Origin of the sequence: Prevotella sp. oral taxon 313, from assembly GCF_003043935.1 — a bacterium.
GTDB lineage: Bacteria > Bacteroidota > Bacteroidia > Bacteroidales > Bacteroidaceae > Prevotella > Prevotella jejuni.
In genome coordinates this window covers 677664-702366 of record NZ_PYXE01000001.1, presented here as the reverse complement: position 1 = coordinate 702366, position 24703 = coordinate 677664, and the positions used below count along the sequence as shown (strand labels likewise).

The 24703-nt window shown below is 45.0% G+C and carries 11 protein-coding genes; 3 read left to right on the top strand and 8 right to left on the bottom strand.

Going from position 1 to position 24703, the window contains the following annotated elements; translation table 11 throughout:
- Positions 1-46: 46 nt before the first annotated feature.
- Together AXF23_RS02750 and AXF23_RS02745 are read left to right on the top strand one after the other, a co-directional pair.
- Complete coding sequence (locus AXF23_RS02750; protein WP_107624212.1) at positions 47-763, top strand: 5'-methylthioadenosine/adenosylhomocysteine nucleosidase; 717 nt, start codon at positions 47-49, stop codon at positions 761-763.
- Between the two features lie 255 nt (positions 764-1018).
- Complete coding sequence (locus AXF23_RS02745) at positions 1019-1507, top strand: S-ribosylhomocysteine lyase (protein ID WP_009010381.1); 489 nt, start codon at positions 1019-1021, stop codon at positions 1505-1507.
- A 1951-nt stretch (positions 1508-3458) separates the two neighbouring features.
- Here the strand turns inward: AXF23_RS02745 and AXF23_RS02735 are convergent.
- The 8 genes from AXF23_RS02735 to AXF23_RS02705 form a co-directional block, all read right to left on the bottom strand.
- The gene (locus AXF23_RS02735) at positions 3459-3974 is read right to left on the bottom strand and encodes a HutD family protein (protein ID WP_107624211.1); all 516 of its coding nucleotides are present in this window, start codon (positions 3972-3974) and stop codon (positions 3459-3461) included.
- A gap of 285 nt (positions 3975-4259) precedes the next feature.
- A complete protein-coding gene (locus tag AXF23_RS02730; protein ID WP_107624210.1) occupies positions 4260-8039 on the bottom strand; it encodes an endo-beta-N-acetylglucosaminidase in 3780 nt (1259 codons plus the stop codon).
- A gap of 200 nt (positions 8040-8239) precedes the next feature.
- A complete protein-coding gene (locus AXF23_RS02725) occupies positions 8240-11986 on the bottom strand; it encodes an endo-beta-N-acetylglucosaminidase (protein WP_107624209.1) in 3747 nt (1248 codons plus the stop codon).
- A 427-nt stretch (positions 11987-12413) separates the two neighbouring features.
- Positions 12414-15446, bottom strand: a complete 3033-nt coding sequence (locus tag AXF23_RS02720) for an endo-beta-N-acetylglucosaminidase (RefSeq protein WP_107624208.1) — start codon at positions 15444-15446, stop codon at positions 12414-12416.
- Positions 15447-15546: 100 nt separating this feature from the next.
- Positions 15547-17379, bottom strand: a complete 1833-nt coding sequence (locus AXF23_RS02715) for a SusD/RagB family nutrient-binding outer membrane lipoprotein (RefSeq protein WP_107624207.1) — start codon at positions 17377-17379, stop codon at positions 15547-15549.
- Between the two features lie 156 nt (positions 17380-17535).
- A complete protein-coding gene (locus AXF23_RS02710; protein ID WP_107624206.1) occupies positions 17536-20913 on the bottom strand; it encodes a SusC/RagA family TonB-linked outer membrane protein in 3378 nt (1125 codons plus the stop codon).
- A gap of 523 nt (positions 20914-21436) precedes the next feature.
- Positions 21437-21598 (bottom strand): hypothetical protein, encoded by a 162-nt coding sequence (locus AXF23_RS15930; protein WP_158267681.1) that lies wholly within the window; start codon positions 21596-21598, stop codon positions 21437-21439.
- A gap of 57 nt (positions 21599-21655) precedes the next feature.
- A complete protein-coding gene (locus AXF23_RS02705; RefSeq protein WP_146156726.1) occupies positions 21656-23374 on the bottom strand; it encodes a hypothetical protein in 1719 nt (572 codons plus the stop codon).
- Between the two features lie 1101 nt (positions 23375-24475).
- Between AXF23_RS02705 and AXF23_RS02700 the strand changes: the two genes are divergently transcribed.
- Positions 24476-24703 (top strand): aminotransferase, encoded by a 228-nt coding sequence (locus tag AXF23_RS02700; protein WP_107624204.1) that lies wholly within the window; start codon positions 24476-24478, stop codon positions 24701-24703.

Genomic DNA, 24703 nt, shown 5'->3' with positions numbered 1-24703 from the left:
AATAACTTACAATATTCAGCTTATAACTTTTTCGTACCTTTGCACTATGAAAATAGGAATCATCGTTGCGATGGACAAAGAGTTCGAGCAACTTAAAGCTATTTTGGCTCATTCTCAGACGGAGCATTTCAATCATAAAGACTTCGTCTCAGGCCAGTTGGGAGAGAAGACTGTCATCCTTCAGCAGTGTGGCATTGGTAAAGTGAACGCAGCCATCGGTGCTGTCGAGATGATTAACCGCTTTCATCCCGACTTAATCATCTCCAGTGGCTGTGCTGGTGGGGCTGACCCATCGTTAGAGGTGACCGATGTTGTGGTGGCGAAGGAGTGTGCCTACCACGATGCCTACTGTGGCAACGAGGTTGCCTACGGTCAGATTATCGGTATGCCAGCACACTTCAAGGCTCCTTCGAAGCTCATCGAACGGGCATTGTCACTGAATAGTCAGACGGACGGTGAGGGCCTTCACATCAAGGCCGGACTAACCGTAAGTGGCGAGTGGTTTGTCAACTCACGTGAGAAGATGCGTGAGATAATGGCGCATTTCCCTGAGGCAACGGCCGTCGACATGGAGAGTTGTGCCATTGCGCAGGTATGCCATATCTATCAGACACCGTTCGTCTCCTTCCGTGTCATCAGTGATGTGCCGCTCAAAGACCATAAAGCCAGCCAGTACTACGACTTCTGGGAGCGTATCGCTAACGGTAGCTTCGAGGTCACGAGGCGGTTTGTAGAGGGGATTGAAGCAGGTGATGGGTGTTGAGTGATGGGGTGTTATTAGCCTTATTGCCCCTATTGGCCTCATTAGCCTTATTAGCCTTATTGGCCCAATAGCCTTATTAGCCCAATAGCCCCATTGGCCCTATTAGCCTCATTAGCCTTATTAGCCCAATAACCTTATTGGCCCTATTAGCCCCATCGGCCCTATTAGCCCAATAACCTTATTGGCCCTATTAGCCTCATTAGCCTTATTAGCCCAATAGCAACAATCAAATTAAGAATCAAAAAACAAAAGACAATGAATAAAATTCCTTCCTTCACCATCGACCACGAGCGACTGCTGCGTGGCATTTATGTAAGTCGTAAGGACGAGGTGGGCAACGAGACCGTTACTACCTTCGATATCCGAATGAAAGAACCAAACCGAGAACCAGTATTGCATGTCGGTGCTATCCATGCTATCGAACACTTGGCTGCCACCTTCCTACGCAACGATCCCGAGTGGAAAGACCGTGTTATCTACTGGGGACCAATGGGTTGCTTGACGGGTAACTACCTCATCCTACGTGGTGACTTGGCCTCAAAAGATATCGTAGACCTCATGCGTCGCACCTTCCAGTTCGTTGCCGACTTCGAAGGCGACATCCCTGGTGCTGCGCCACGCGACTGTGGTAACTACCTCCTTCACGACCTCCCCATGGCTAAATGGGAGTCACGAAAATTCCTTACCGAGGTACTCAATAATATCACTGACGCTAATCTCAATTATCCGGAGAAGGAGGAATAAAGGGTGGACTGCGTCAGTTGGCGAGTTGACGGTATCAGTTGGCGAGTTGACAGAGTCAGTTGACAAGTTAACAAGCAGACAAGTTAACGAGTTAATGGTATCAATTAGCGAGGTGACGGTATCAGTTGGCGAGGTGACAGAGTCAGTTGACAAGTTAACAAGCGGAGAAGTTAACGAGTTGATGGTATCAGTTGACGAGTTGACTGGGTAGTAGACGAGTTAACAAGTTAATTGTTCAAACAGGAAAGGAGTTTACAAGTAAACGAGTAAACAAGCTGTTTCTATGAAATAGCAGGCTATCAACACACCCGCATCCGCCCCCCTTTCCTACCAAAAAACAGGATATAAAAGGAAATAGCAGGCTATCAATACACCTGCATCCGCACCCCTTCCTTATCAAAGAGCAGGATATAAAAGGAAATAGCAGGCTATCAACACATCCGCTTCCGCACCCCTTTCCTACCAAAAAACAGGATATAAAAGGAAATAGCAGGCTATCAACACACCCGCTTCCGCACTTCTTCCAAGCCAAAGAACAAGGCGTAAAAAGTAGTAGCAGACGAGGGGGAATGTAAATTCTTTTCATCCCCTCCTAACGAACACATGCCCCTCATGCGTCAAGAACACGCCCTTCTCCTATGGAGAACACGCCCTTCTTGCTGCTTGAAGACGCCCCTCTTGCTGCTTATTAGGGCTCCTCTTCTTTCCCCATCACAACCCCGTGATTTCCTGCCAATTGTAGACTCCTTTCTTATTCATATTCCCCTCATCAATTAAGTATTCTTCCATAGTATTTTGTCAGGGTTTTTCATAAAAACAAGAAAAGCACATGGGACTCTCTACCGTCACAGTTAACACACAACAAGTCGTTAGGGGCCATCTCTCACAGATGACACAGAACAGAGGGAACACGCAGATAAGATACTAACTCCCTCCCCCTTCCCCTCCCGCAAAGCGAAGGGGCATAATTACCGAGATACCCCTATGGAAAGGATGTAGGCTTTACGTTGTCCCTTATTAGTATTGAAAATAGCAGTAACGCTCTGTGATATCTGTATGCCGGAGGCGTTCTGTGGGTTCGAAACTGTGCGCAAAAAGGCTCTGTTAAATCTGTGAGTTCTGTGAGAGAAAGAAAAGTCCTTCGTGAGAGAAAAACTCCCCAACATGTTACATGCGTCTCATCTCATAGAGAGGGTGTTTTCTATTTCTCACAGATTTACACAGATGAACAGAACACACAGCATTCCACAGAGACATTAAGTCAACCGATATCACAGAGCGTTACAGCTAATCTTAGTTGAAAGGCCTCTGTGACCTCTGTATGCCGGAGGCCTTCTGTGGAATCAAAACTGTGCGCAAAAAGGCTCTGTTAGCTCTGTGAGTTCTGTGAGAGAAAGAAAAGTCCTTCGTGAGAGAAAAAACTCCCCAACGTGTTACATGCGTCTCATCTCATAGAGAGGGTGTTTTCTATTTCTCACAGAAAAACACAAATGAACAGAACGCACAAACTTTCACAGAGACATTAAGTCAACCGATATCACAGAGCGTTACAGCTAATGTTAGTTGAAAGGCCTCTGTGAACTCTGTATGCCGGAGGCCTTCTGTAGGCTCGAAACGTGCGCAAAAAGGCTCAGTGAACTCTGTGCGCTCTGTGAGAGAAAAAACTCCCCAGCGAGTCTCAAAATGTTCTTTCTCTCACAGAAGAACACAGATGAACAGAACACACAGGGTTTCACAGAGACATTAAATCAACCGATAACACAGAACATTACAGCCAACAGAGGCCTCACCCCCAGCCCCTCTCCGAATGGAGAGGGGAGTAATCACCGAGATACCCCTACATGTTTGGTGTACGTATAGTATTTCTTCTCCTTCTATCAGCAGCCCAGTAGGGGTAACCTCACATACTACTCCCCTCGCCATTCGGAGAGGGGTTGGGGGTAAGGCTACATTATCCCCCTACCCTCACCACGACCGCCTTACCTTCTAAGGAGAAAGGGCCATCGAGGAGGACAGTATCATGTCGGTGGATGGGAATGGCATTGACGCAGCAATCCTCAAGGGCAAAGAGGATCGTTCGACGGCTGTCAACGAAGGATTCGTCTGACAAGATACGAGCATCGACAGTCACACCATGGCGCACAATAACATTGAAGTCCACTGCTCCTCGCGTATTCTCCGAACAGACACGTTCGTGTCCTTCAAACTCATACAGAGCATTGTGGGACAGCACAATACGTTGATTATCTTTTATCAGTGTAATCTCACCTTCCAAAGGTAGGATATACCGTGTGAAACCAGAGAAATCAGAGAACTCGCTCTCCACGTTGTCAATGATGGCCGAAGAGATACGCACGTCAAAACACCGTGCCGACAAATCACCATCAGCAGGTGATATAAACACCTGACGTGTGACCCCACCCTCCCACGTCGTCGTCTTGTAATTTGATTGAGTGATTATTTCCATAATATAATAAAAGGAGAATAACAAGTCACAACAAGCCACAAATAAACACAACCGGCCCCTCCCCCGACCCCTCCTCCAAAGGAAGGAGAGTAGAATGCATGATACCCCTATTAGTCAGGAAATGTTTTTCTGCTATTCATAAGCAAGTTGTTCCCAGTACTTCCCATCTATCAGTAAAGATTAGTTCACTGGAGAATCGCATCCCCTATTATTGGGGTATCTCACATTTCACTCCCCTCCCTATGGGGGAGGGGCAAGGGGGAGGGGCCAGTCGTGGTTGCTTTTCTACTTCTTCACAACCTTCACGGTCTTGTAAACCTTACCATTCTTAAGCACCTGAACGAGGTACATACCCTTTGTGCCAGTGATAGCTACGTTTACTATCTGACCCTGTGCAGCCTCAAAGCTATTGCTCTGGAGGAGTGCGCCAGTTGTACCGAGAACGTTGATTGTGTAGCGACCATTTTCAGCAAAGCGCAGATTTACGCTCTCAACGAATGGGTTAGGATAAACAGCGAAGCCAAGCTGAGCATCGACAGCATCGATAGCGTTAGCCTCAGAGGTAATCTCAACAATCTCCTCTACAGTCTTCTCAGCCTCGCCCCAACCGTTCTTCAACTTCAGGGTTACATTCTTCTTACCAGGAGCAGCATAGGTAACGACAGCTGTCTTATCAGTTGATGAAGAGATAACACCATCGCCCAAAGTCCAAGTAGGAACAGTCTTAATCTCGTATGTACCTACAACACCAGGGAAGCCTAATACATCGTTGTTTGGCTTTTGGTCAACATAAGAAGCACCAGAGGTGTTCTCGCCACCACTACCAGCAACAACGACAACAGAACCGTCATAGTTTCTACCAGCAGTACCGAGGTTCTTAAACTTCAATCCGTCAACCTCCTCAAAGGTAAAGTAAGCCTTCAAGTCAGCAGGAACTTCGCCTTCCTTGTAGCCCTTCATCGCCTGTAACACCTCGTCGTCTGTAAGTGGTCTGTTCCAAACCTGCACCTCATCAATGACACCATTGAAGCCACTCTTGTAGACACCACCACCACCGATGAAGATGTCAGCTACCTGACTGATATCAATACGTCCATCGGTACGTACTACATCCTCACGACGCTTAGACTCAGTGAAGCTGTGGTCAGCCACCTTACGACCATTGAAGTAGATCTTCTGCATATTTCCATCATCCTGTGTTACAACGATATGGTTCCATACACCAGGAGTAACATTGTAACCAGTAGACATCATGTCCTCGTAAGGATTATCGTGAGCTGTCCAACCCATAGTGTTGAACGAAATCTCATTCGCCTCATGCTTCGTTCTATGACCCTGCCACTCTGGACGGATAGTTACCCAAAGGTCACCCCAGTTGTTATGTGGCCACTTGTCATGGATAGAGTTCTTATTGATAAGGTTTGTACCCTGACTATCATGGCTGAACTTGTCTGCCTTGAACCAGAGAGCGTATGAATAAGACTTACCCTGCTGAACATCACCAGGGATGCGGAACATCTTAGGGTCGGTAATCTCAAGACCACGTGACGCCTTGCCCTCACCGAGACGACCCTCGTAAGTGTAAGTTACGTTCTTACCAGTCACTTCTGTTGTCTTGTCAGCAGTGATATCGGTAATCTGAGGAACAGCACCAGTAGCCTCTGGAGTAACCTTTACCTTACCACGGATAACACCTTCCTTACCGTTGCTATCCATAACAACGAGGTCGTATGTACCCTCTGTTGGAACAGTGAACTTAGCACTTGTACCGCTTTCGCCCTGAGCAACAACAGCACCAGTAACCGCATTCTTCAACTTCCATGACTGAGCGGCAGGAACCATGTCATCAAGATACTTGAGTGTGAACTCTTCGTTTGGCTTGATAACAGGACGGTCAGCAACGACATCGCTCAATGGCTGGTTGTAAGCAACCTCCTTATACTCTGACCAAACAATGTCAGAACCCTTCTTACCATCAGGAGATACGGCACGTACACCGAAACGGCAGTCGCGCTTGTCAGCACCTGATACCATTGGAGCATCAACAACGTATGCAGCCCAAGAAGTTGTAGCGGTAAGCAACTGCACTGGCTGGTCTTTCTGTTGGAAGTAGATTTCATAATACCATGTACCTACCTCATCGTTATAAGTCTTCTCCCAGCCTGATTCTTCCTTAGAAGCATACTGCATCTTGAAGTCACAAGCGTTGTAACGACCACGGAGAATCTCAACCTTCTTGATTGTTGGAGCCACTGTAGCGAAGGCTTTTGCATTGTCGCGGAGTGCCATCTCACCAACACGCAACTCATAGTTAGCTGGAGTGTTCTCAACAACAAGTCCCATCATCGCTACCTTATCACCAGCAGTCAAACCTAAGTCTGAAGCCTTTACGCTGAAAGTCTTCCACTCGCCTACTGCCTCAACAGCTGGCAATGCCACCTCCTTGTACTCGGTGACGTGGTCCTTCAGGGCTACAAAGAACTTAGCATGTGTGTCCTTGCCTGCGATAGTCTTATAGGTAACAGAGAACTCATAGTCTGGCTGTACCTCAAGCATTGTCTTAAAGAGTTTCACACGTGAAAATGCTGTCTGCCCAGAGATTGACAAACATGAACCACCCCAGTAAGCATCATCGAAGGTAAGTTCTGCCTTTGCAAGGCTATTGATATTACCTGTGTTTACCTGATCAGCACCATCAGTAATCCACCAACGCCATGTTGGCATGTAATCCTGTGTGTTGAGGTTGTACCACTTGTGGTTGAAGGTAACCTTACCATCCTTGCGGAAGCTCAAACCATTACCAAGGTTAAAGCGTGAAACGAATGGAACCTGCTGGATAGTAGACTTCGCTGTGAGGAAGGTAGCAAGTCCGTGGAAGCTCTTTAAGCTTGCATTAGCCAAATTGCAATCCGTATTGATGGCTGGCAACAAAGCTGGGTTGTTATAACCACCACTAAACATAAGCTCCTGCTTCTTCAGATAAGTCTTCTGGATAGCAATGTCAGATGTACCATTGTCGGTAGCACTCTGGTGAATAAGACTCTGCTTGTGAGCACCCCAGAAACCGATAGAGATATCGTTGTCTAACAATGCGCTCCAACTTGCCTGACGCAAACCACGACCTTGAATGTCAAAGCCTGCATAATAATCGAAGCTACTACGACCCAAACGCTTAGCTGTACTCACTGAGCCACTCAAATGATTTGGACCCCAGTTGTAGTTAGCAAAGAGCATATCGGTAGCAATGTTGTCCTTATCACCAAAGATCTTCTGGTTATGATAACCCAAACCACCATCAAAGTGGATATGTCCATCATCACCTGTACCATCGTACCAATGTACTTCAAACTTCCAGTTGAGTTTCTCTGCTTCCTTATGACATGCCACAAAGAAGTCTGATAACAGTGTCATAACTGAAGAGCTGGTATGGAACTCAGAGTTAAAACCAATACCATTGATACCATAAAACTTCATCATACGAACCAATGGCTCTGCATAGACGAACTTATCGTTCTTCTTCTGAGTAAGCTGGTATAAAATTCGACCATAGTTGTCATAGCTCCATCGACTTGGGTAAACCGTATTGCCGTAAGGTATAGACATCACACAACCCACACTAACACCGTTCTTATGAGCAACGTCAGTCAGACCTGCAGTAGAACGAATCCAAGGTGAAGTCCAGTTTCCGTGGATGTCAATGTATGACCACAAACTAAAGTTATCGCCCTCAAAGCAATAACGAGGAAGCGCCTTCCACTGAGCGGTAGGGTCGTCAAGCGGTGTCCACAGACACATCTTACGATCGCGCTTCACATTTGAATGAACCTGATAGTCGCCATCCTTAATACGCTCGAGTGGACGAACACGTGAGATAAAGAACTGGTCGTCAATCTCGCTGACGCCCTGTGGTTGCTTCATCTCACCTTTCAGCCACGCTTCAAGGTAGTTAGGCAGGTTCTCAAACTTAGCATCCTGGATGTCCAATGGATGTGTTGGCGTACGCTGTGCACTCACAGTGAGACAGCTTGCCAATGCCAAGGATGCAAATAAAGTAATCCTTTTCATGAATAATAAATGTTTAGTTTATAAATAATTTTAGGTTTATACAGCTATAAGCATATAACTATATAAGGTTTGTCTCTGTTTAGCAATTATGCTATTTAGCTATGCTTTCGGGTTCAAAGATTAAATGTTCTTAATAGATAAAAGGATAAAACAAAAAGTGCCAGAAGGAGATTAGCTCCTTCCAGCACTTAAAGAATTATTTACTTACAGATAAACTTAACTGTACGGAGGGTCTTACCGTCCTTCTTGACATTCACAACGTAAACGCCCTGAGCACCAAGATGGAGACGTACAGACTCTGCACCATTGACAGAAACAGCCTTGCTTGCTACCATCTGACCATTGGTAGAGAATACCTGAACGAGGTAGTTACCTGGTGTCTCAACGTCGAAGAGGACATCACGATCGATAGCGTAAACCTTCATGTCAGCAGCCTCAGTGCCGTTGATACCTGTTGGATCAGCCTTCACCTTGATTACTTGGAAGGTACGAGTGTCAGAACCATGTGCGTTCTTCAATGTCAATGTAACCTCATAGTCACCTGCCTTAGCATACTTCAACTTAGCTGTACCAGCCATATCAGTACCATCCTGTGAAACGATAGTAGCCTTCTTAGCTGTCCACTCTGCAGTAGTCTTCACCTGGAAAGTACCAGAAACGAATGCGCTACCTGCATCGTAAGTTGGAGCATCTGGAACAAGTGTTGTAACGCCTTCACCCTCACCAGCTTTCAACTCACCGTGAGCCAACTTAGCAGTGCCCACCTTGCTTGTGAAGTAGTGGTTAGCATCAGCGTCAGTCTCGAAGTCCCAATAAGCCTTCAAACCAGCCTCATTAGCATCGGTAGACATCATTGTGTGAGCAGCCTCTGCTGCAGTGAGCGCCTTGTTGAAGAACTTAACATCATCAACAGTACCATTAATAGCAGCTGCTCCGGCACGACCAAGACTGATACCGAGGACATTATTATCCCACCAAGCATTGTTAGCAAAGCCATCTGGATTAATACCATCGCCCTTACGACCATCGTACTCCCAGTTATGAGCCTTAGCAGCCTTACCATTGATATAAACCATCGGTTTGGTTGTAGTACCATTACCCTCCATAGCTAATACAAAGTGTGTCCAAGCACCTGGAACGAAGTCAACCTCCCAACGCTGCTTGTACTCCTTAGCACCACCAGCATTCTTCTCACGGAGTGTCACTTCATAAACACCTGTGTTAGGATCGTATGTAGTCCACATTGTACCCCAGTTGTTCTGTGGCCAGCCTGTACCTGGGTCACGCATATCGATAATCTGAGTACCACCAGTGAAGCCATTGAACTTAACCCAGAATGCGAGTGACCATGCCATATTGTTCTTGCTTGTACTGTTGAAACCGAGCTCAGAAACTTTAACGCCTACTGGCTTCTCGAGAGTCTTGATACCTCTTGAACCAGAACCGTCAGCCTTCTTACCCTCGTACTTCATTGTTACTTCGCTGTTAGCAACAACCTCGATAGAAGTCTCGCTGTCGTTAGCTGTGAGCTTGTTGATATGAGGAACAGCGCCTACTGCATCAGAAGTAATCTGAATGTAGTTAGCATATCTTACCTCCTTATTAACGCGTGCACCATTCTCATTAACTGCACCTGTAAGAACGAGATCGTAGAAGCCTGTCTGGCTCAAACCATTCTCAACCTTGATTTCATTAGCATTGTTGCTGCTTGCTACAGTTGCACCATTGTGCTCAATCTTCCAGTTACCTGCCTCGTGACGTGGGTCAACATAAGCGATAGTGAAAGCCTCGTTTGGCTTGATAACAGACTTGTCTGCCTTGATTTCGTCGCTATATTCGTAGCTATTGAAGATTTCGTGATCCTCGCCCCAAGCGATAGCACTCTCCTTCTTCATATCGAGAGATACTGCAGATACACCAAACTTCACCTTACCCTGACCCTTAAGGTCTACAGGAACAGAATAGAACATACCTGCCCATGAAGTAGTTACACCCATGAGGATTGGCTCCTTACCTTCCTGCTTAGCCCAGAGCTTGAAGAGAGAAGTCTTCACGTCTGTGTTGTAGCAAGGCTCGCCCTGACCCTTAGTGTTAGGCATGTTGAAGATAATCTTAGCATCAACACCATTCTTTGCAGCGTGCAACAAGGTTGTCTTTACATCGATTGGCTGTGCTGGAGCATCGAAGCTACCACGAACGATTGAGAACTCACCGAGGTAGAGATTCAAGTCGGCAGCATTCTCCATCTTGAGCGCAACGAGTGCAAGTGTCTTACCGTTCAAAGTACCATCAACAGTGATAGTCTTCTCAACCCACTTGTCCTCATCAGCCTCATCAGCAGTTGTCAATACTGGATAAGCCTTCTCAGCGTTTACATTATCTTCTGTAGCGAATACCAAAGAAGCATCAGCCTTACCACCCTTAACCTTATAACGGAAGGTGATAACGTCGCCTGTCTTCAAAGCATACTTTGTCTTGAAGAGGTGGAGATACTCCTTAGGAGTAGAACCATGTACACGAACAGTAGAACCACCCATGTAAGCATCGTCCCATACGAACTCTGCATCAAGACCAGTTGCAGGAACATCAGCAGCGGTACGACCGAGCAACTTGCTTGCAAACCACCAACGCCATGTTGGCAAGTAATCCTGTACACCTACGTTAGCCCATGGACGATCGTTCTGACGTACACCACCGTAGTTGAAGAACTTACCGTTACCGAGGTTGAAGTAAGTAATCAATGGCTCCTGTGTCAAGTCCCAAGACATAGAACTACGTGCGGTCATCATCGCTGACATACCAGCAAAGTCTGTATTATCAGCATTGTAGTTCAAGCTGTTATTGATTTGGAGAGAGTTAACCGGATTACGTGAACCGCTTGAGAACCAACGCTCAGTACGCAACATATAAGTGCGCTGCTGTGTCTCAGGATCACTACCCTTCTCACCACGACTCTCAAAGAACATGTTCTGTGAGTGAGCACCCCAAAGACCGATAGAGATTGGATAATTCTTCAACAAAGTCCAACGTGAACCTGTACGTGGCTCACCACCCTGCATGTTGATACCAGCATAGATGTCTAATGGGTTACGCTCAATCTCTTCAGCCATCTCAACTGTATTCTGCAACAATGTTGAAGAGTTCCAGTTATAGTTGAAGAAGAGGTTAGCAGCCTCTTGGTCTTTTGCACCAAATATGCTCTTGTTAGTCTCATTCAAACCATGGTCAAAAGAGATACGTCCCTTATCATTGGTACCATCATACCATATATTCTCATAGATTGGGTTGGTTGGTCTGATTGCTTTGTTAAGATTCACATGGAAATCTCTTAGCTTTCTTGTTACACGACCAGCACCAAAATACTCTGAATACTCTGAGTTGTAGCCAAGACCATCATAACCAAAGTAATTCATGTAAGCAGCTGCCTTCTGCACATCTGTTGTAGCAAGTTGCTCTAAAGCACTGCTCCACGCACCAGACAATCCACCATATGGAATACCAGCAACAGAAGATACAGGCACACCATTCTTATGTGCTGCGTCCAACAAAGCTGCAGGAATACGACCTAAACCACAGTTCCAGTCACCCCAGTGAGTTACGTAAGGCCACATTGAGAACACCTCAGAATCGAAGACACCATCAGGAAGGGCGTTCTTACTTGGCACGTTCCATGGCAACCAAGCAAGGAGTTTCTTGTCGTTCGTATCTGTAAGGTCTGTACGAACCTGCGTGTCCGTATAACGGAAACGCTGCTTTGGTTTTACACGAGAGATGAAGAAGTTATCATCGTCATTGATTTTAGGGTTCGACTTTGACCAGTTCTGCAGTTTACCTGGGAACTGCTGAGACTCAAAGCCCCACTGAATGTAGTTGCTCTTAAGTTCCTGTGCCATCAAGGTTGATGGAATTAGGCAGCAACCAAAAAGAAGTAAATTAATTCTTCTCATAATTGATTTGGGTTTTAATGTTATTGAATAATTATAAATCTTATTACCGTTTAGATCTGCCTCCACTCGTTAGGAGAACAGACGTTGCCCGAGAACTGTATCCTTCGTTGGTACCGCTTAGTAGACTTTACCTGTCATTCGATAGCTTTATAGATGTCAACTGTGCCTCACGTCTCTCATTTCCATTCGTCGTATTCATGCTTAGCACATCGTGTGCGAAGGCTTAACACCACTTGTGCGGATGCTCCGCACCATTAAAAAAGATGCTAAAGGAACATTCCACTGTTCATAAGACGAGGGATGCACTACCCTAACAAAAGCCACGTTTTATCGGACATACTTATTATCAGAAAGCTTACCTACCAAACAAAACAAGGCTACCCGACTCGATAGAATCAAGTCAGATAACCTCATTTTATATCACCTATTACTTAATCGTAATCTTTTGTGTACGGATAACATTGTTGTTCTGCATCTTAACGAGGTAAACACCTGCTGGCAACTCATTTGTATTGAAAGACTTTGGATTAACCAAGCTCTTTACAGTCTGACCGTCAGTAGAGAATACCCATGCACGTTCAACATTCTCGAATACCACCTTACCGCCAACAACAGTAAGCTGTGAAGCACCACCTACATTAGCAGATATGATATTAGTAGAACCACCCTCGAGCAACTCTGGCTCGTCAGCAACACCCTTATCATGGGTGTCAGCCTTAGCACCACGAGCAGCATTAGAACCAGTGATAGTCACCTTGAAGTCGATAGCGAAGCCCTTATTGAACTTACCAGTTGGTGTCAAACCGCCCTGGAACCATGCGTCACAGAAGACAAGGCGGAGACGGCTCTGACCTGGCTTAGCATCTTCAGGAACCTTGAAGGTGTACTCATTCAACTGCTGTACCTGTGCAGGAACGCCCTTGCGAACCTGACCAAAGAATACAACACACTCACCCTCGTTAGGATTCTCAGAGAGATTCTCTGGGTTGAACTGCTTGTCGCCATTGAAGTCCATCCAAGCCTTACCCATACAATAGCGGAGGTCGTCATTGCTCTGGTCCTTGATCTGAGTTGCCTCATAGCCCTTAATCTTCACTTTCACAGTCGCACCCTGTGCCACTTCGAGTTCTTGACTCGTAGCATCAACATAGTTCGTCTCGTTTCCTGCAGGACCCTCAGCAGTGTAATCGATATTCTTTGTACCGCCCTCTGTCTGGAACTTCTGAACATAACGAATCTTACGAGCTGTTTCTGCACCAGCAGCAGCATTGTCGAGCTCAACTGTTCCGTAGCCCTCTTCCTGTGCCTCTGGGAGTTCAGACTGCTGAGCACGTGGCACAGCAATCCACTGTGTCTTTGAGTAGGTTTTAAGGTCAGTACTTACTGAGCGAACACCGATGAAAGGTTTGTCGTCAACACTTGTGAACTGGATGTTAGGAACGAGTGTAGCCCACTGTGATGTACGTCCTACCTCAGACACCTTACCATTCTCACCGTTCTTATAGAGAATCTCGAAGTGGTCGATATTTGCCTCATCGTTATAAACGGTTGGATTCTGTCCTGGGTCCTTATCAATTCCCCATACCGCCTTAACAGAAAGAGAATTCTTTGTTTCTTCCTTCACCTGAACGGTCAAATCCTTCACGTTAGCTGGTGTTGCTGTCACGTCGTCGTTGAGTTCGAGTTTACCAACAAGTACATTATAGTCAGCATCTGAATCCTTCACACGCAGACCGATACGCTCAATCTTCTGACCAGCAGTGATATCATTCAACTCAACCTTCTTCTCTGTCCAGTTTGCGTTCTCGGTGTTACCCAAAGCATAAGCCTTCCAAGCACCATTCACACGTACGATGAGAGAAAGTTTTGAGTCGTTATTGCCTTCTTTGCCAGTCTTGATAGCTACCTTAGCAACTACCTTACCCTTAGAAGGAGTGAGGTTAGTCTTGAAGAGAACAACGTCTGTAGCAGTTGCATTGTTGACACCCTTCAAGCGAAGTGCTGCACCACCTGTGTAAGCATCCTCATTGGTGAATGAAGGCTGTACGTCAGTGCTGGCTACTTCAGTCTCTGGCTTAACAACCATCCAACGATAAGTAGGCACGACATCTTGGCTACTCATGTTATACCATGAGCCTGCAGTCTTCTTACCCTTATAGTTATAGCGTTCACCATTACCAGTGTTGAAGTGGGTAGCGAAAGGAAGGTTGCCTGAGATAGCTGTGCGCTCTGGAATCCAAGAAGCAAGACCAGCGAAGCTTGCCAATGGAGGATTACCTCCCTGTGCCTCAACCTCATTACCATAGTTCTTAATCTCTGGACGTGACAATGGGTTACGGTTACCACCAGAGAAAGCACGCTCAAGATACTCCTGATAGTTAGACATACGAGACATAGCGTCGCCACCAGTGTTATAACTCCAGAAACGGCTCTCTGCATGCTCACCCCACAGACAGATACCACAACGCTTAGCCTCTTCGTTCTTATTGAGGTTATTCCAACGTCTGTTCATGCTAACAATCCATACACCAGCGTATAGACCATCAGCTGAACCCATAGTGCGTTCTGCCTCTTTTACAGAACTATCCATATACCAACTAAAGTCGCTATTAGCATAGTTCAACATCACCTCACAGATACGATTGTCCTTGTCTTGACCCCACATGTATTTTGAGTTATATGATGTCAGACTTGAACTCGTTGTATAATACATAATCTTGAAGTCGTTGAATCCTTCTTCCTTCGCAATCTTATAGAGTTCCTTATGGAAAGCTACATTATCGTCATCTTGGTATTTTGTTGTATTCTCCCAGTTATAGTTGATACCATCGAAACCGAGGAAGCGCATACAGTTGATGATAGGATGCGTATAGCGGAAGCTACCATCGCTATTACGAGTCATGATAAAGCTTGCCCAACTGTTAGCAGCTCCACCCGTTGTATGATCGAAGAACTTAATACCAGCGAAGATGCTTGTACCATTGCGGTGAGCAGCATCAGCCCATGAACCTGGTGCTTGGAAAAGTCCGTAGTTCCAGGCACCAAACAGGTTGGTATAGTTCCACATTGAGAAGTTATCGTTAGCAAATGTCTTTGAAGGATAGCCACCGAGGTTCTTTCCAGCACCACCAGGGATATTCATAAAGAGGTTACGATTCTCGTAAGTATCTTGGAGAAGACGGTCAGCACGTGACTCAATAGCACGCTTTCTGACGTGTGAGCGGATAAACTCTACCTCGTCTTTGATGCCCCATGCAGTAAGGTCGGCATCAGTAGGATATTTCTTGCCGTTATCAAGAAGGTCTGCAAAATGTTCAAGAAGGGTCTGATCGCCCAACTTTGACAAGTCGAACACCTGTGTTGAAGCTGTTGAAGAGTATGTTTGTGCATTAGCACCTACAGGAGCCATAGCCATCATAGCTGCTATGATCCATGCACTAAGAGTAGATTTTTTATTCATGTAATTTAGGTTTTGTAATTAATACTTAATAAATTTAGTTCCCAGTAGAGTGACGTTTTATGCCACCCTACTGGGCTATTGTTTCAATTCAGAGTTTCATTTAGAAGTTTGAAGTGGTCTTATCCCAGAAGAGACGAGTTGCCATCTTGTCTGGACCGCCCAATGCTGGGATACCTGTGTTGTCAACATCCTGCTTTGTTGCGATGTCGCTTGTGCCAGGGAATGGCAGACGACGCATGATATCACCAGGAACTAAACTACCATCAGCCTCATCGATGTTCAATACTGGCAACATACGTGGGAAGCCTGTACGACGGAGGTCAACCCATGCCTCGAAGCCATTAGGATAAGTAGCGAGGTACTTCTGAGTGATAATCTTCTCGAGCTTTGTCTCTTGTGAGTCGCTGTCGTTCCACTTTACACCAACATGGATTGGTGAAGCAGCGTCTGGTGTATCACCTGTTGGATCCTTATAAACATAAGCTACTGGGTTCTCCTGTGCCATATAAGTGTCAATCCAAGCGTCATACCAGTTTACATTCTGCTGTCCGTTAGGACCCTCACCGTCCATAGACTTCATCTCTGGATCCTCACAGTTACCATGACGAATACCCTCCTCATAGAAGTGCTGAGCCGAACCACCCATGTTCCAACCACGGAGTGCACCCTCTGCACGGAGGAAACAAACCTCAGCATACTTCATCAAATAAAGTGGTGCAGAGTTGAAGTACTGCTCGTTCAGCTTACTGAATGCGATGTACTGGTTCTCATCATATCCCTGACCTTCACCTGGATGTGTACCGGTACGGATACCACAGATGCGGCTGTCAGCAGGTGTTGTCTCGCCTGTCTTATTGTTCTTAATAACGTTGTCGTTCTTCTTGAAGAGATATTTCAACCAAGGGTGATTGAAGGTCTTCAATGTGATTTCCATTGTTGCACTCATACGAGCATCACCCCAATTCTCAACGCCTGGCAATGGATTACTAAAGCCCATCACACCTGGACGGATTGAAACGCTCTGTGCCTCATTCTCAATAACGCCATCAGCAACAGCCTCCTCAGCCAACTTCTGTGCACGAACAGGGTCGCTCTTTACCATGTGCATAGCGATACGCAACTTCAATGAGTTGGCATAACGTGCCCATGCCTTCAACGTTCCGTCAGCAGCACCACCATCGGTCATAACTACGAAACGATCAACAAACGCACTCTTAATCTTCTGTTTGTAGGCAGCTGGCTTCTGATCGAAGTAATGGAAACAAGCAATGGCTGTGTCGAGGTTGGCAACAGCATCGTTGTAGACATCCTCAACCTTGTTATAGGTGTAAGGACCTACCTGCAAGTTAGTCTTCAACTCACGGTAAGGCATTGGACCATAAACGTCAGCTACCTCAACAGCCTGCTGGTTGAAAAGAGTCAAATAAGCTGCCTTCAACTCTGGAACAGCATTTACCTTCTCATTATTCAAGATAGGCACAAGCGAGGTCTTCATCTCTGTGAATGAGCCCCATGCACCACCATAGCACTTCTGGTCGATAGCATAAGACGATGCCAAACGAATCTTTGAATACTGGAAGAAAGTATGAGGAACAACCGTGTACTCAGCATAGTTGTCAACACCGAGAGAATACTGATACTGATAAGCGTGTGGACCAGGGTTCTCACCATTCTTACCACCACGCATAGAGAACTGTCCACCAACACCAGCATCGAGCAAGTCTTGCATTGCATTGAGTGCCTCATCTGCTGCTGCAGCATCTGTAGCCTGACGGAAAGGAATCTTATCTACGTCACCACGGCTTGTCACCTTCTCAACATTCTTGGTTGTTGAGTTGAACTCATCACCAGGGTTGTCATAGTCAAGACATGACTGTAGACCCAGTGTTGGCAATGCCATCGCCATGAGTACGATTATATGTTTACTTTTCATTGTTGTTTATCTTTTGAATATTATTGTATTGTTTAAGCTTATTCGGAGCTAAAGATGTGTTGTAACGGTTGTGTTACGTGGGGAGCAAGACGTCAAACATTACATTTGTTTCTCACTCCCTTTCACACTCTTCACTCCTTTCTCACTCCTTTTCTCTTAGAAGTTAGCCTTCAATGAGAAACCGAATGAACGTGAAGATGGCATATTGAAGCTCTCAAATGCGCCGAGACCATTCTGTGTAGACAGAGATACGTCTGGGTCTGTTGGTGCATCCTTATAGATGAAGAACAGGTTACGAGCGATGAATGAGAGGGTCAAGTTACGATTCATACCAAAGAGGTCACGGAAGGTGTAACCCAATGAAAGCTCACGAAGACGGAAGTTTGTTCCGTTGTAGAGATAGGTTGATGGGTTGCTTGATGCGCCCAATGCCTGATAATATGACTGGATAGGAACGATGCGACCGCTACCATCATTGAGTTCCATACCTGGTACGTTACCATAGTTGGTTGCAACGATGTTGTTACGCTCTGCGCTGAGACGAGCTGCCTCTGTACGCTCTGAAGCACCGATATAGTCGAGATATGACTCTGTCAATGAGAGTACCTTACCACCGATACGACCGTTGATGAGGAATGAAAGCTGGAACTCCTTATAGTTAAAGGTATTGGTCCAACCCATCTGCCACTTAGAGTTCATGTTACCGAGGAAGCGGTCGTTTGAACCTGTCTTGTCGAATGTTGGCTCACCCTTAGCTGTCAATACGATATGACCATTTGCATCGCGCATGAAGTCGCCTGCATAGATGTCACCAATAGCACCACCCTTCTGGTAGATTACCTTTGCCTCACCTACAGTCTGCTGATACTTACGTGATGTTCCGTCCTTATCATAACCTGTCTCAAGAATCTCATTGTCGTTGTATGAGAGGTTATAAGAGGTACGCCAACGGAGGTCCTTACCGAACTTGAAGTCGTAACCAACGGTTGTCTCGAAACCAGTGTTACGCACCTTTGCTGAGTTCAGCAACTCGGTGTTACCACCCAATGAGCCAAGCTCCATGTAGAGGTGACGAACGATAGTGTTATAGAAGGTGAAGTCGAAGCTCAAACGGTTGTTCAAGAACAATGACTCGATACCTGTCTCGAATGAACCTGTCTCCTCTGGTACTGGTGAGAAGTCGAGCAACTTGTTACCTGACAATGCACCTGTCTGGAGGTTACGGCTCATTGCACCGTATGCCTTATTAGGGATAGAGTTACCTACTGATGAGTAAGAAACACGATATTTCAAGAAGTTAAACCAGTCTGGCAATTTCACCAACTGACTTACAATAGCGTTGGCACCAACACCGAAGTAACCGTAGTTATCGGTATCAATCTTACCCAACTGCTTGAAGTAGCGGAATGGACGATACCAGTCGCGACGATAAGAAGCATCGAAGTAAACGGTCTCTTTCCAACCTAACTGTGCTGTGAAGAGGTATGAGCGGTCCCAGTTTGAACTCTTTGAAGTACTTGTTACGCCATAGCCACCTGCGCTGGTCTCGAAATAGTTAACCATTGTTGGGAGCTTACGCATAAGACGATCATAGTAAGTTGCTACGGCGTCTGTTCCCTTTGTCTCGCCCTTGATGGTATGACCTACATAACCTGCTGTTGCTGATACAGAGTAGTCACCGAAGGTCTTGTTATATGACAAGAGGTAGTCGGTATAGAACTCTGTTGTCTTCTCGTCTGAATCCCAAAGACGACCGTAGTCTTCCATCGATGCAGGGAGGAAAGTGGTAGCAAAACGAGTTGCATGATTCTTAAAACGAATCTGGCTGTAGTTGACACGTGCTTGGAAAGTCAAACCATCATAGATGTCAACATTTGCTTGCAAGGTTCCGAAGAGGCGGCTCTCCTTCTGTTGGCTGTTGCCTGAATTGATCAACCAATATGGGTTGTTGTTAGGATGAGAGAGATATGCCCACTCTTGCTGTGGCCCCGTCAGAGTTGTGCGCTGACCTGCTGCCCAAGCAAAGTTAGAACCATTGAGCTTGTAATATGAACCTGGATTAGAAAGCCACTTACCCTCTGCATTCATGTAGTGGTCACGGTAGTAATCCATATCAATGTTCTGAGGGGCAGTATAAAGATGGTAGAGAGGGTTACCTACTGTACCACCACCAGGACGATTCTTAGTCTTAGACTCAGTATAGTTCAATGATGCATCAATGTGCAAACGCTTGAAGAAATTATAAGTCTGACGGAAACTGATAGAGTTACGGTTGTATGAGTTGTTACGCATCATACCTGTTGCATGGCTGTTTGCTACAGACACGTAGGTACGTGCAATCTCTGTACCACCTGAAAGTGAGATAGAGTTGTTCGTCGTAACGCCCGTGCGGAAGAAGTTGTCTACATCGTTACCTGCATGGTTGCGGAGATAGACGTTATGACGGCGTGCCATGATTGGATTACCACTTGCGTCTGTACCAATCTGCTCTTCTGGATAACCTACCCAACGCTCATCCAATGGAGTGCGTACAACGAGGTCGTTGTCTGCACGGTCTGCGAGCTTACCACCCCAGTTGTTCAATGACAACGCACCTGTTGCCTGGTCATAAGCTGCACCATAAGTCTTCTGAATCTTTGGTGTCAACAATGGAGAATCGAAGGTGACGTTTGAAGTAACGTTGATATCAACCTTACCCTCACGACCACGCTTGGTGGTAATCATCACAACACCATTGGCAGCACGTGAACCGTAAAGCGCAGCTGCGTTAGCACCTTTGAGGACGTTGATAGACTCGATATCGTCTGGGTTAATCAATGACAATGGGTCAGAACCCTCAGAAGTTCCTGTTGAACCGAAACCCTCTGCACCCATGCCCTGCTGACCACGAATACCATTACTCATTGGTACACCGTCAACAACGATAAGTGGAGAACTGTTTCCGAGGATAGAGCGGTTACCACGAAGAACAATCTTTGAAGCACCACCAGCACCACCAGCACTTGGTGTAATTGTAATACCAGCTACCTTACCCTCGAGTGAGTTAGCAGCGTTAGGATCCTGCACCTTCATGAGGTCCTCTGCCTTTACCTGCTGGGTAGCGTAGGTAAGAGACTTCTCCTTACGCATAATACCCATGGCGGTAACAACGACCTCGTTCATGGTGTTAGCTTCCTCCTTCAATGTTACATTGACAGTGCCCTTACCACCAACAGGGATGGTCTGTGCGGCATAACCGATGTAAGAGAAGACAAGCTTCGCATTTGGAGTGGTATTGAGGGTGTAGTTACCATCAATATCCGTTACTGTGCCATTAGTGGTACCCTCAACAAGGATAGTAGCACCAATAAGCGGTTCGCCGGTAGAGTCAACGACACGACCGGTCACTTTGTGATTACCATTTTGCTGTACAGCCTGTACTGCAGCACTGGTGTTTGTACCTGCGTAGACACCTGTTGGTGCCAATGCTAATGATAGAGCAAAGGCAGCCGAGAAGTACAGATGCTTCTGCTTTGATTCTTTAAAGATTCTCATCAGGTTTAGGTTTTAAACTTTTATTTATTTATTTTCCTAATTTTGTTTCAATTGATTTTAGGTATTGTCAATATTCCATCTTGTTACACCTTATTATATAGTAAGGCATCGGTTATTTGGGACTTCTTGTTCACTTTACTTACTCCCATTATGCTTCAGAAGATTGGTCTAATGACACCTATCATTCAAACAACTTAAAGATTTAAAATACTTACACAAAAATTGATATTTAACAAATATAAACACTCACAACAAGGCTAATTAGGCTTATTGGGCTTATAAGGCTATTGGGCTAATTAGGCTAATAAGCTTTCCCCTTCTATCAAAAAGAAACCCATTGGAGGGATTAAGTATTTCGTGTCATAATTCCTTTAAGGAACAACACATACTTAACTCGCCCAATGGGTTTCGTCCGCATTATATTATAATCAACAGTCCGTATTCTGCAGCTTATAGGTAAGCCATCACGAACACATCTATATTGTTTTGATGCTTAGAGGTAGAACTATTGCTTTAAGTCCTTTTACCACTCAACATTCTCTGCCTTGTGCTCGCCTCCGTCTTCAAAATCTTCTTTCACTATCGTTTTAGGCTCTACACTCGTACAGATCATACTCATCGCCTCAACGTGTACCAACGCTACACTTGGCTTTAAGTAGCTTTTCTTTGCTTCGATCTTATTCATAAAATATAATTCTAAGTTTCTACTTTCTTGATTAATGTATCCTCGTAAGGATTACGCTTAGTAGTTGATAAATGGTCTAACTTTGGTCCTATCTGTTTTACGTGCACCACCAAAATGTGCACCTTCAGCACCTGCTGTTACAGTGATACCTTTATGTATATTATCTGTTTTCCAATCGTTAGCAGCCCAATACCATCCTGTCAATGGAACTCCATTTGCCTGATAGAAGAGAACCTCCTGAAGACGATATCCCAAGCTGCCACCCCATGCGTTTGTTTCTTGACTACTGAAGTCGAAACCATGTGCTGGATCATCTATTCCAAGATACTTGAGAGCAGAATCCCACTCACCAGCACCAGGTACATACCACTTATTACTATTAACTTCGCCTAAATCTTTCATAGCGTTAAAGGCTGGACACTGCCACTTATCTGCCTTACAAGAGTAGTTAGGCAATGGAATTCCCCATGTAACGCCTTTTTCCCATGTCTGGTCATAACCATCATATCTTGCAATAGTCGCTCTCAAGCCACTTTCGTCCTGATTTTCGTTTTGCTTACATTGTACACCAACACTTATTGCCCACTGCTTTTCACCAGTTTCATTGAGGTCCATACATACTCTGCGAGTCTTATCAACGACAAGTGCTACTGGTGTGCGTCCTGCCTTCAAGTTAGGAACCAATGTACCTACTGTTCCATCATTGAAGAGATAATCAGCAGAATAATAGATAGTCTGCGAGATAGTATAGCTTGTTCCAATCTTCAACTCTACATCATTAAGATTAAGAGGAAGCACCTTATTAGCAACTGGTTTCTTATAGATAGTACCAGTAGCCTCTGGAGCAAACTGGAATGACAACTTATTTAAGCGTGTCTTAGCCAAGAAATAAACGCCTGCATCTTCTGGAGTGATAATGTAAGATGTCTTTATAACGCCATTCTCTTGAGGCCCCTCAATATTATTAGTAAAATGCTGATATTTAAGCTGACCAGCCTTTGTCACGTTAGCATAAACAGCTGATGGCACAGATGGTTCAATAGTACAGGTTTCTTTAACACCGCCTTCATCAGTTGGAGCAGCTGCCTGATACGTCAGTGCACCATTGATAGAACCCTCAAAGGCTTGACTTGAGAAACCATTAATCTTCATTCTCACTCTTGCGTATGGTGAAAAAAGATGGAAGTCAACTTGTTGCTTCTTCTGTGCCTGGATTGTTACTTGCTGATTATTAAAGAGTGCATTGACAGAACCCTTATTGATATCAATGATAATCTTACCATCCTTGTATGCCAAGTGATCACTGAAGACAAAGAATGTATAGGTTCCTGGCTGCAACGCCTGGATAGAAGAAGAACCTGCCTTAGGCGTAAACTTTGAACCATCGTATGAGCCTACCCACTCACCTTTCTTCTGACCATCCTTATAAGCAAGAATAGTGTAGTTCTGTGCTGGAGCTGCTGTGTTACCAGCACGTGTCTGAGGCTTCGTATCCTCTACTACCTCTGTGTAAGCCTCAAGACCATCACCTAAACTTGATACAGAGCTGGCAATCACACGACCCTTTGCCTCTCCTGCAACACCACGGGTTGCCACTGACTGCTCTTTGCCATAGCCAGCAAGATCAAAGTTGAATGAAAGTTCTGTACCTTCTGTTGATACCTGCTCTTGCTGTACATCGCTTGCAAGACCGGCTTCGTTGCTACATCCTGTATTCATTACGGCAGCCATCACCATTAACGCCGACACGAATACTTTCAAAACATTTTTCTTCATTTTATTAATACTGTGTTTAAATAAATAAGCGGATTTTGTATAAGACACCTCAAGCTATTCGCCTAAGACGACCATACCCTAAAACTCATACAAATTAATCTAATAGTCATTTTCTTTGTTATCGGATGCAAAGGTAACAATAATTTTATTAAATGCTCAATGTTTTCAGTTAAAATTTTCAAAACTGGGAAAAAGACTGGAGAATAGGGGCAGGAGACAGGGAAACGAGTTAAGGGTAAAGCGAGACAGGGTAACAGATGAACAGTCGAAGCTGTAGTAACATGTTACTCTGTATGCTGGAGACAAGGGAGACAGGGGAATGAGTTAAGGGTAAAGCGAGACAGGGTAACAGATGAACAGTCGAAGCTGTAGTAACATGTTACTCTGTATGCTGGAGACAAGGGAGACAGGAGAACGAGTTAAGGGTAAAGGGAGACAGGGTAACAGATGAACAGGCGAGGCCGTAGTAACACTTTAATTTATATAGATGACATGACACATAATGAGTTGACAAGTTAAGGAGTAAACAAGGGGAACAAGTTAAGAGTAAAATAAGGTAGGGGAACAGATAAACAAGCAGGACCTTGATTACACATTATTATATAGAGGGGCGGTCGCAAGCATAGGTGGGTATAAAGCTCAATAGAGAGAGGTAAAGGGGCTGAGGTTGGGTGATCGGAAGGTTACTAATAAGGAAAATAGTTTTAAAATCATTTGCTGTCACATTTAACATTTTGCATAACTGTTTGGATATTAGTGTACTATAAGCAGAATGAGGATGATAGACATGACAGGAAAAATTATTTTGATTGCACCTCGTTGTTGTTGTTTCTTCTGATTATTCTCCTCCTCTTCTTACTGCTTCGGCAAGGACAAACTGTAAGAGATGGTTAATGGAATACTAAGACAGTAACTTTTTTCAATTACAAATGGATATTAATAGTCTTGTGCAACATTATTGGCTAAATATTTGTTAATATCAGTACAAAGTACTAACTTTGCACCGAAAACTAAGAAACGGTAGATTGATATAAAGAAATTAGTAGAAAATAAGATAAGTAACTACTATTTTTAGGCGAAATAAAAAAACGATATTAAGTTATGAAAAGGAATGTAACGACACAGAAGAAATCTTATCTTCAGCCTGTTTGTACGTGTATTAACGTACAAGCTGAGTCACACATTTTAGTGATTAGTGCGACAACAACAAACCCTATTGAAGGAGGTGACCCAACACATGGTAGCGGTAATGGCTCTATACCAAACCCATTTGCAAGTAGCACAGCTAAGAGCAAGGAGCAGCCAAGTTGGTTTTCACAAGAGGAATAA

Bases quoted from the DNA above. Each gene is read 5' to 3' on its own strand.
- AXF23_RS02720 (WP_107624208.1), bottom strand. From the start codon at position 15,446: ATGAATAAAAAATCTACTCTTAGTGCATGGATCATAGCAGCTATGATG.
- AXF23_RS02730 (WP_107624210.1), bottom strand. From the start codon at position 8,039: ATGAAAAGGATTACTTTATTTGCATCCTTGGCATTGGCAAGCTGTCTC.
- AXF23_RS02700 (WP_107624204.1), top strand. From the start codon at position 24,476: ATGAAAAGGAATGTAACGACACAGAAGAAATCTTATCTTCAGCCTGTT.
- AXF23_RS02725 (WP_107624209.1), bottom strand. From the start codon at position 11,986: ATGAGAAGAATTAATTTACTTCTTTTTGGTTGCTGCCTAATTCCATCA.
- AXF23_RS02735 (WP_107624211.1), bottom strand. From the start codon at position 3,974: ATGGAAATAATCACTCAATCAAATTACAAGACGACGACGTGGGAGGGT.
- AXF23_RS02745 (WP_009010381.1), top strand. From the start codon at position 1,019: ATGAATAAAATTCCTTCCTTCACCATCGACCACGAGCGACTGCTGCGT.
- AXF23_RS02715 (WP_107624207.1), bottom strand. From the start codon at position 17,379: ATGAAAAGTAAACATATAATCGTACTCATGGCGATGGCATTGCCAACA.
- AXF23_RS02750 (WP_107624212.1), top strand. From the start codon at position 47: ATGAAAATAGGAATCATCGTTGCGATGGACAAAGAGTTCGAGCAACTT.
- AXF23_RS15930 (WP_158267681.1), bottom strand. From the start codon at position 21,598: ATGAATAAGATCGAAGCAAAGAAAAGCTACTTAAAGCCAAGTGTAGCG.
- AXF23_RS02710 (WP_107624206.1), bottom strand. From the start codon at position 20,913: ATGAGAATCTTTAAAGAATCAAAGCAGAAGCATCTGTACTTCTCGGCT.
- AXF23_RS02705 (WP_146156726.1), bottom strand. From the start codon at position 23,374: ATGAAGAAAAATGTTTTGAAAGTATTCGTGTCGGCGTTAATGGTGATG.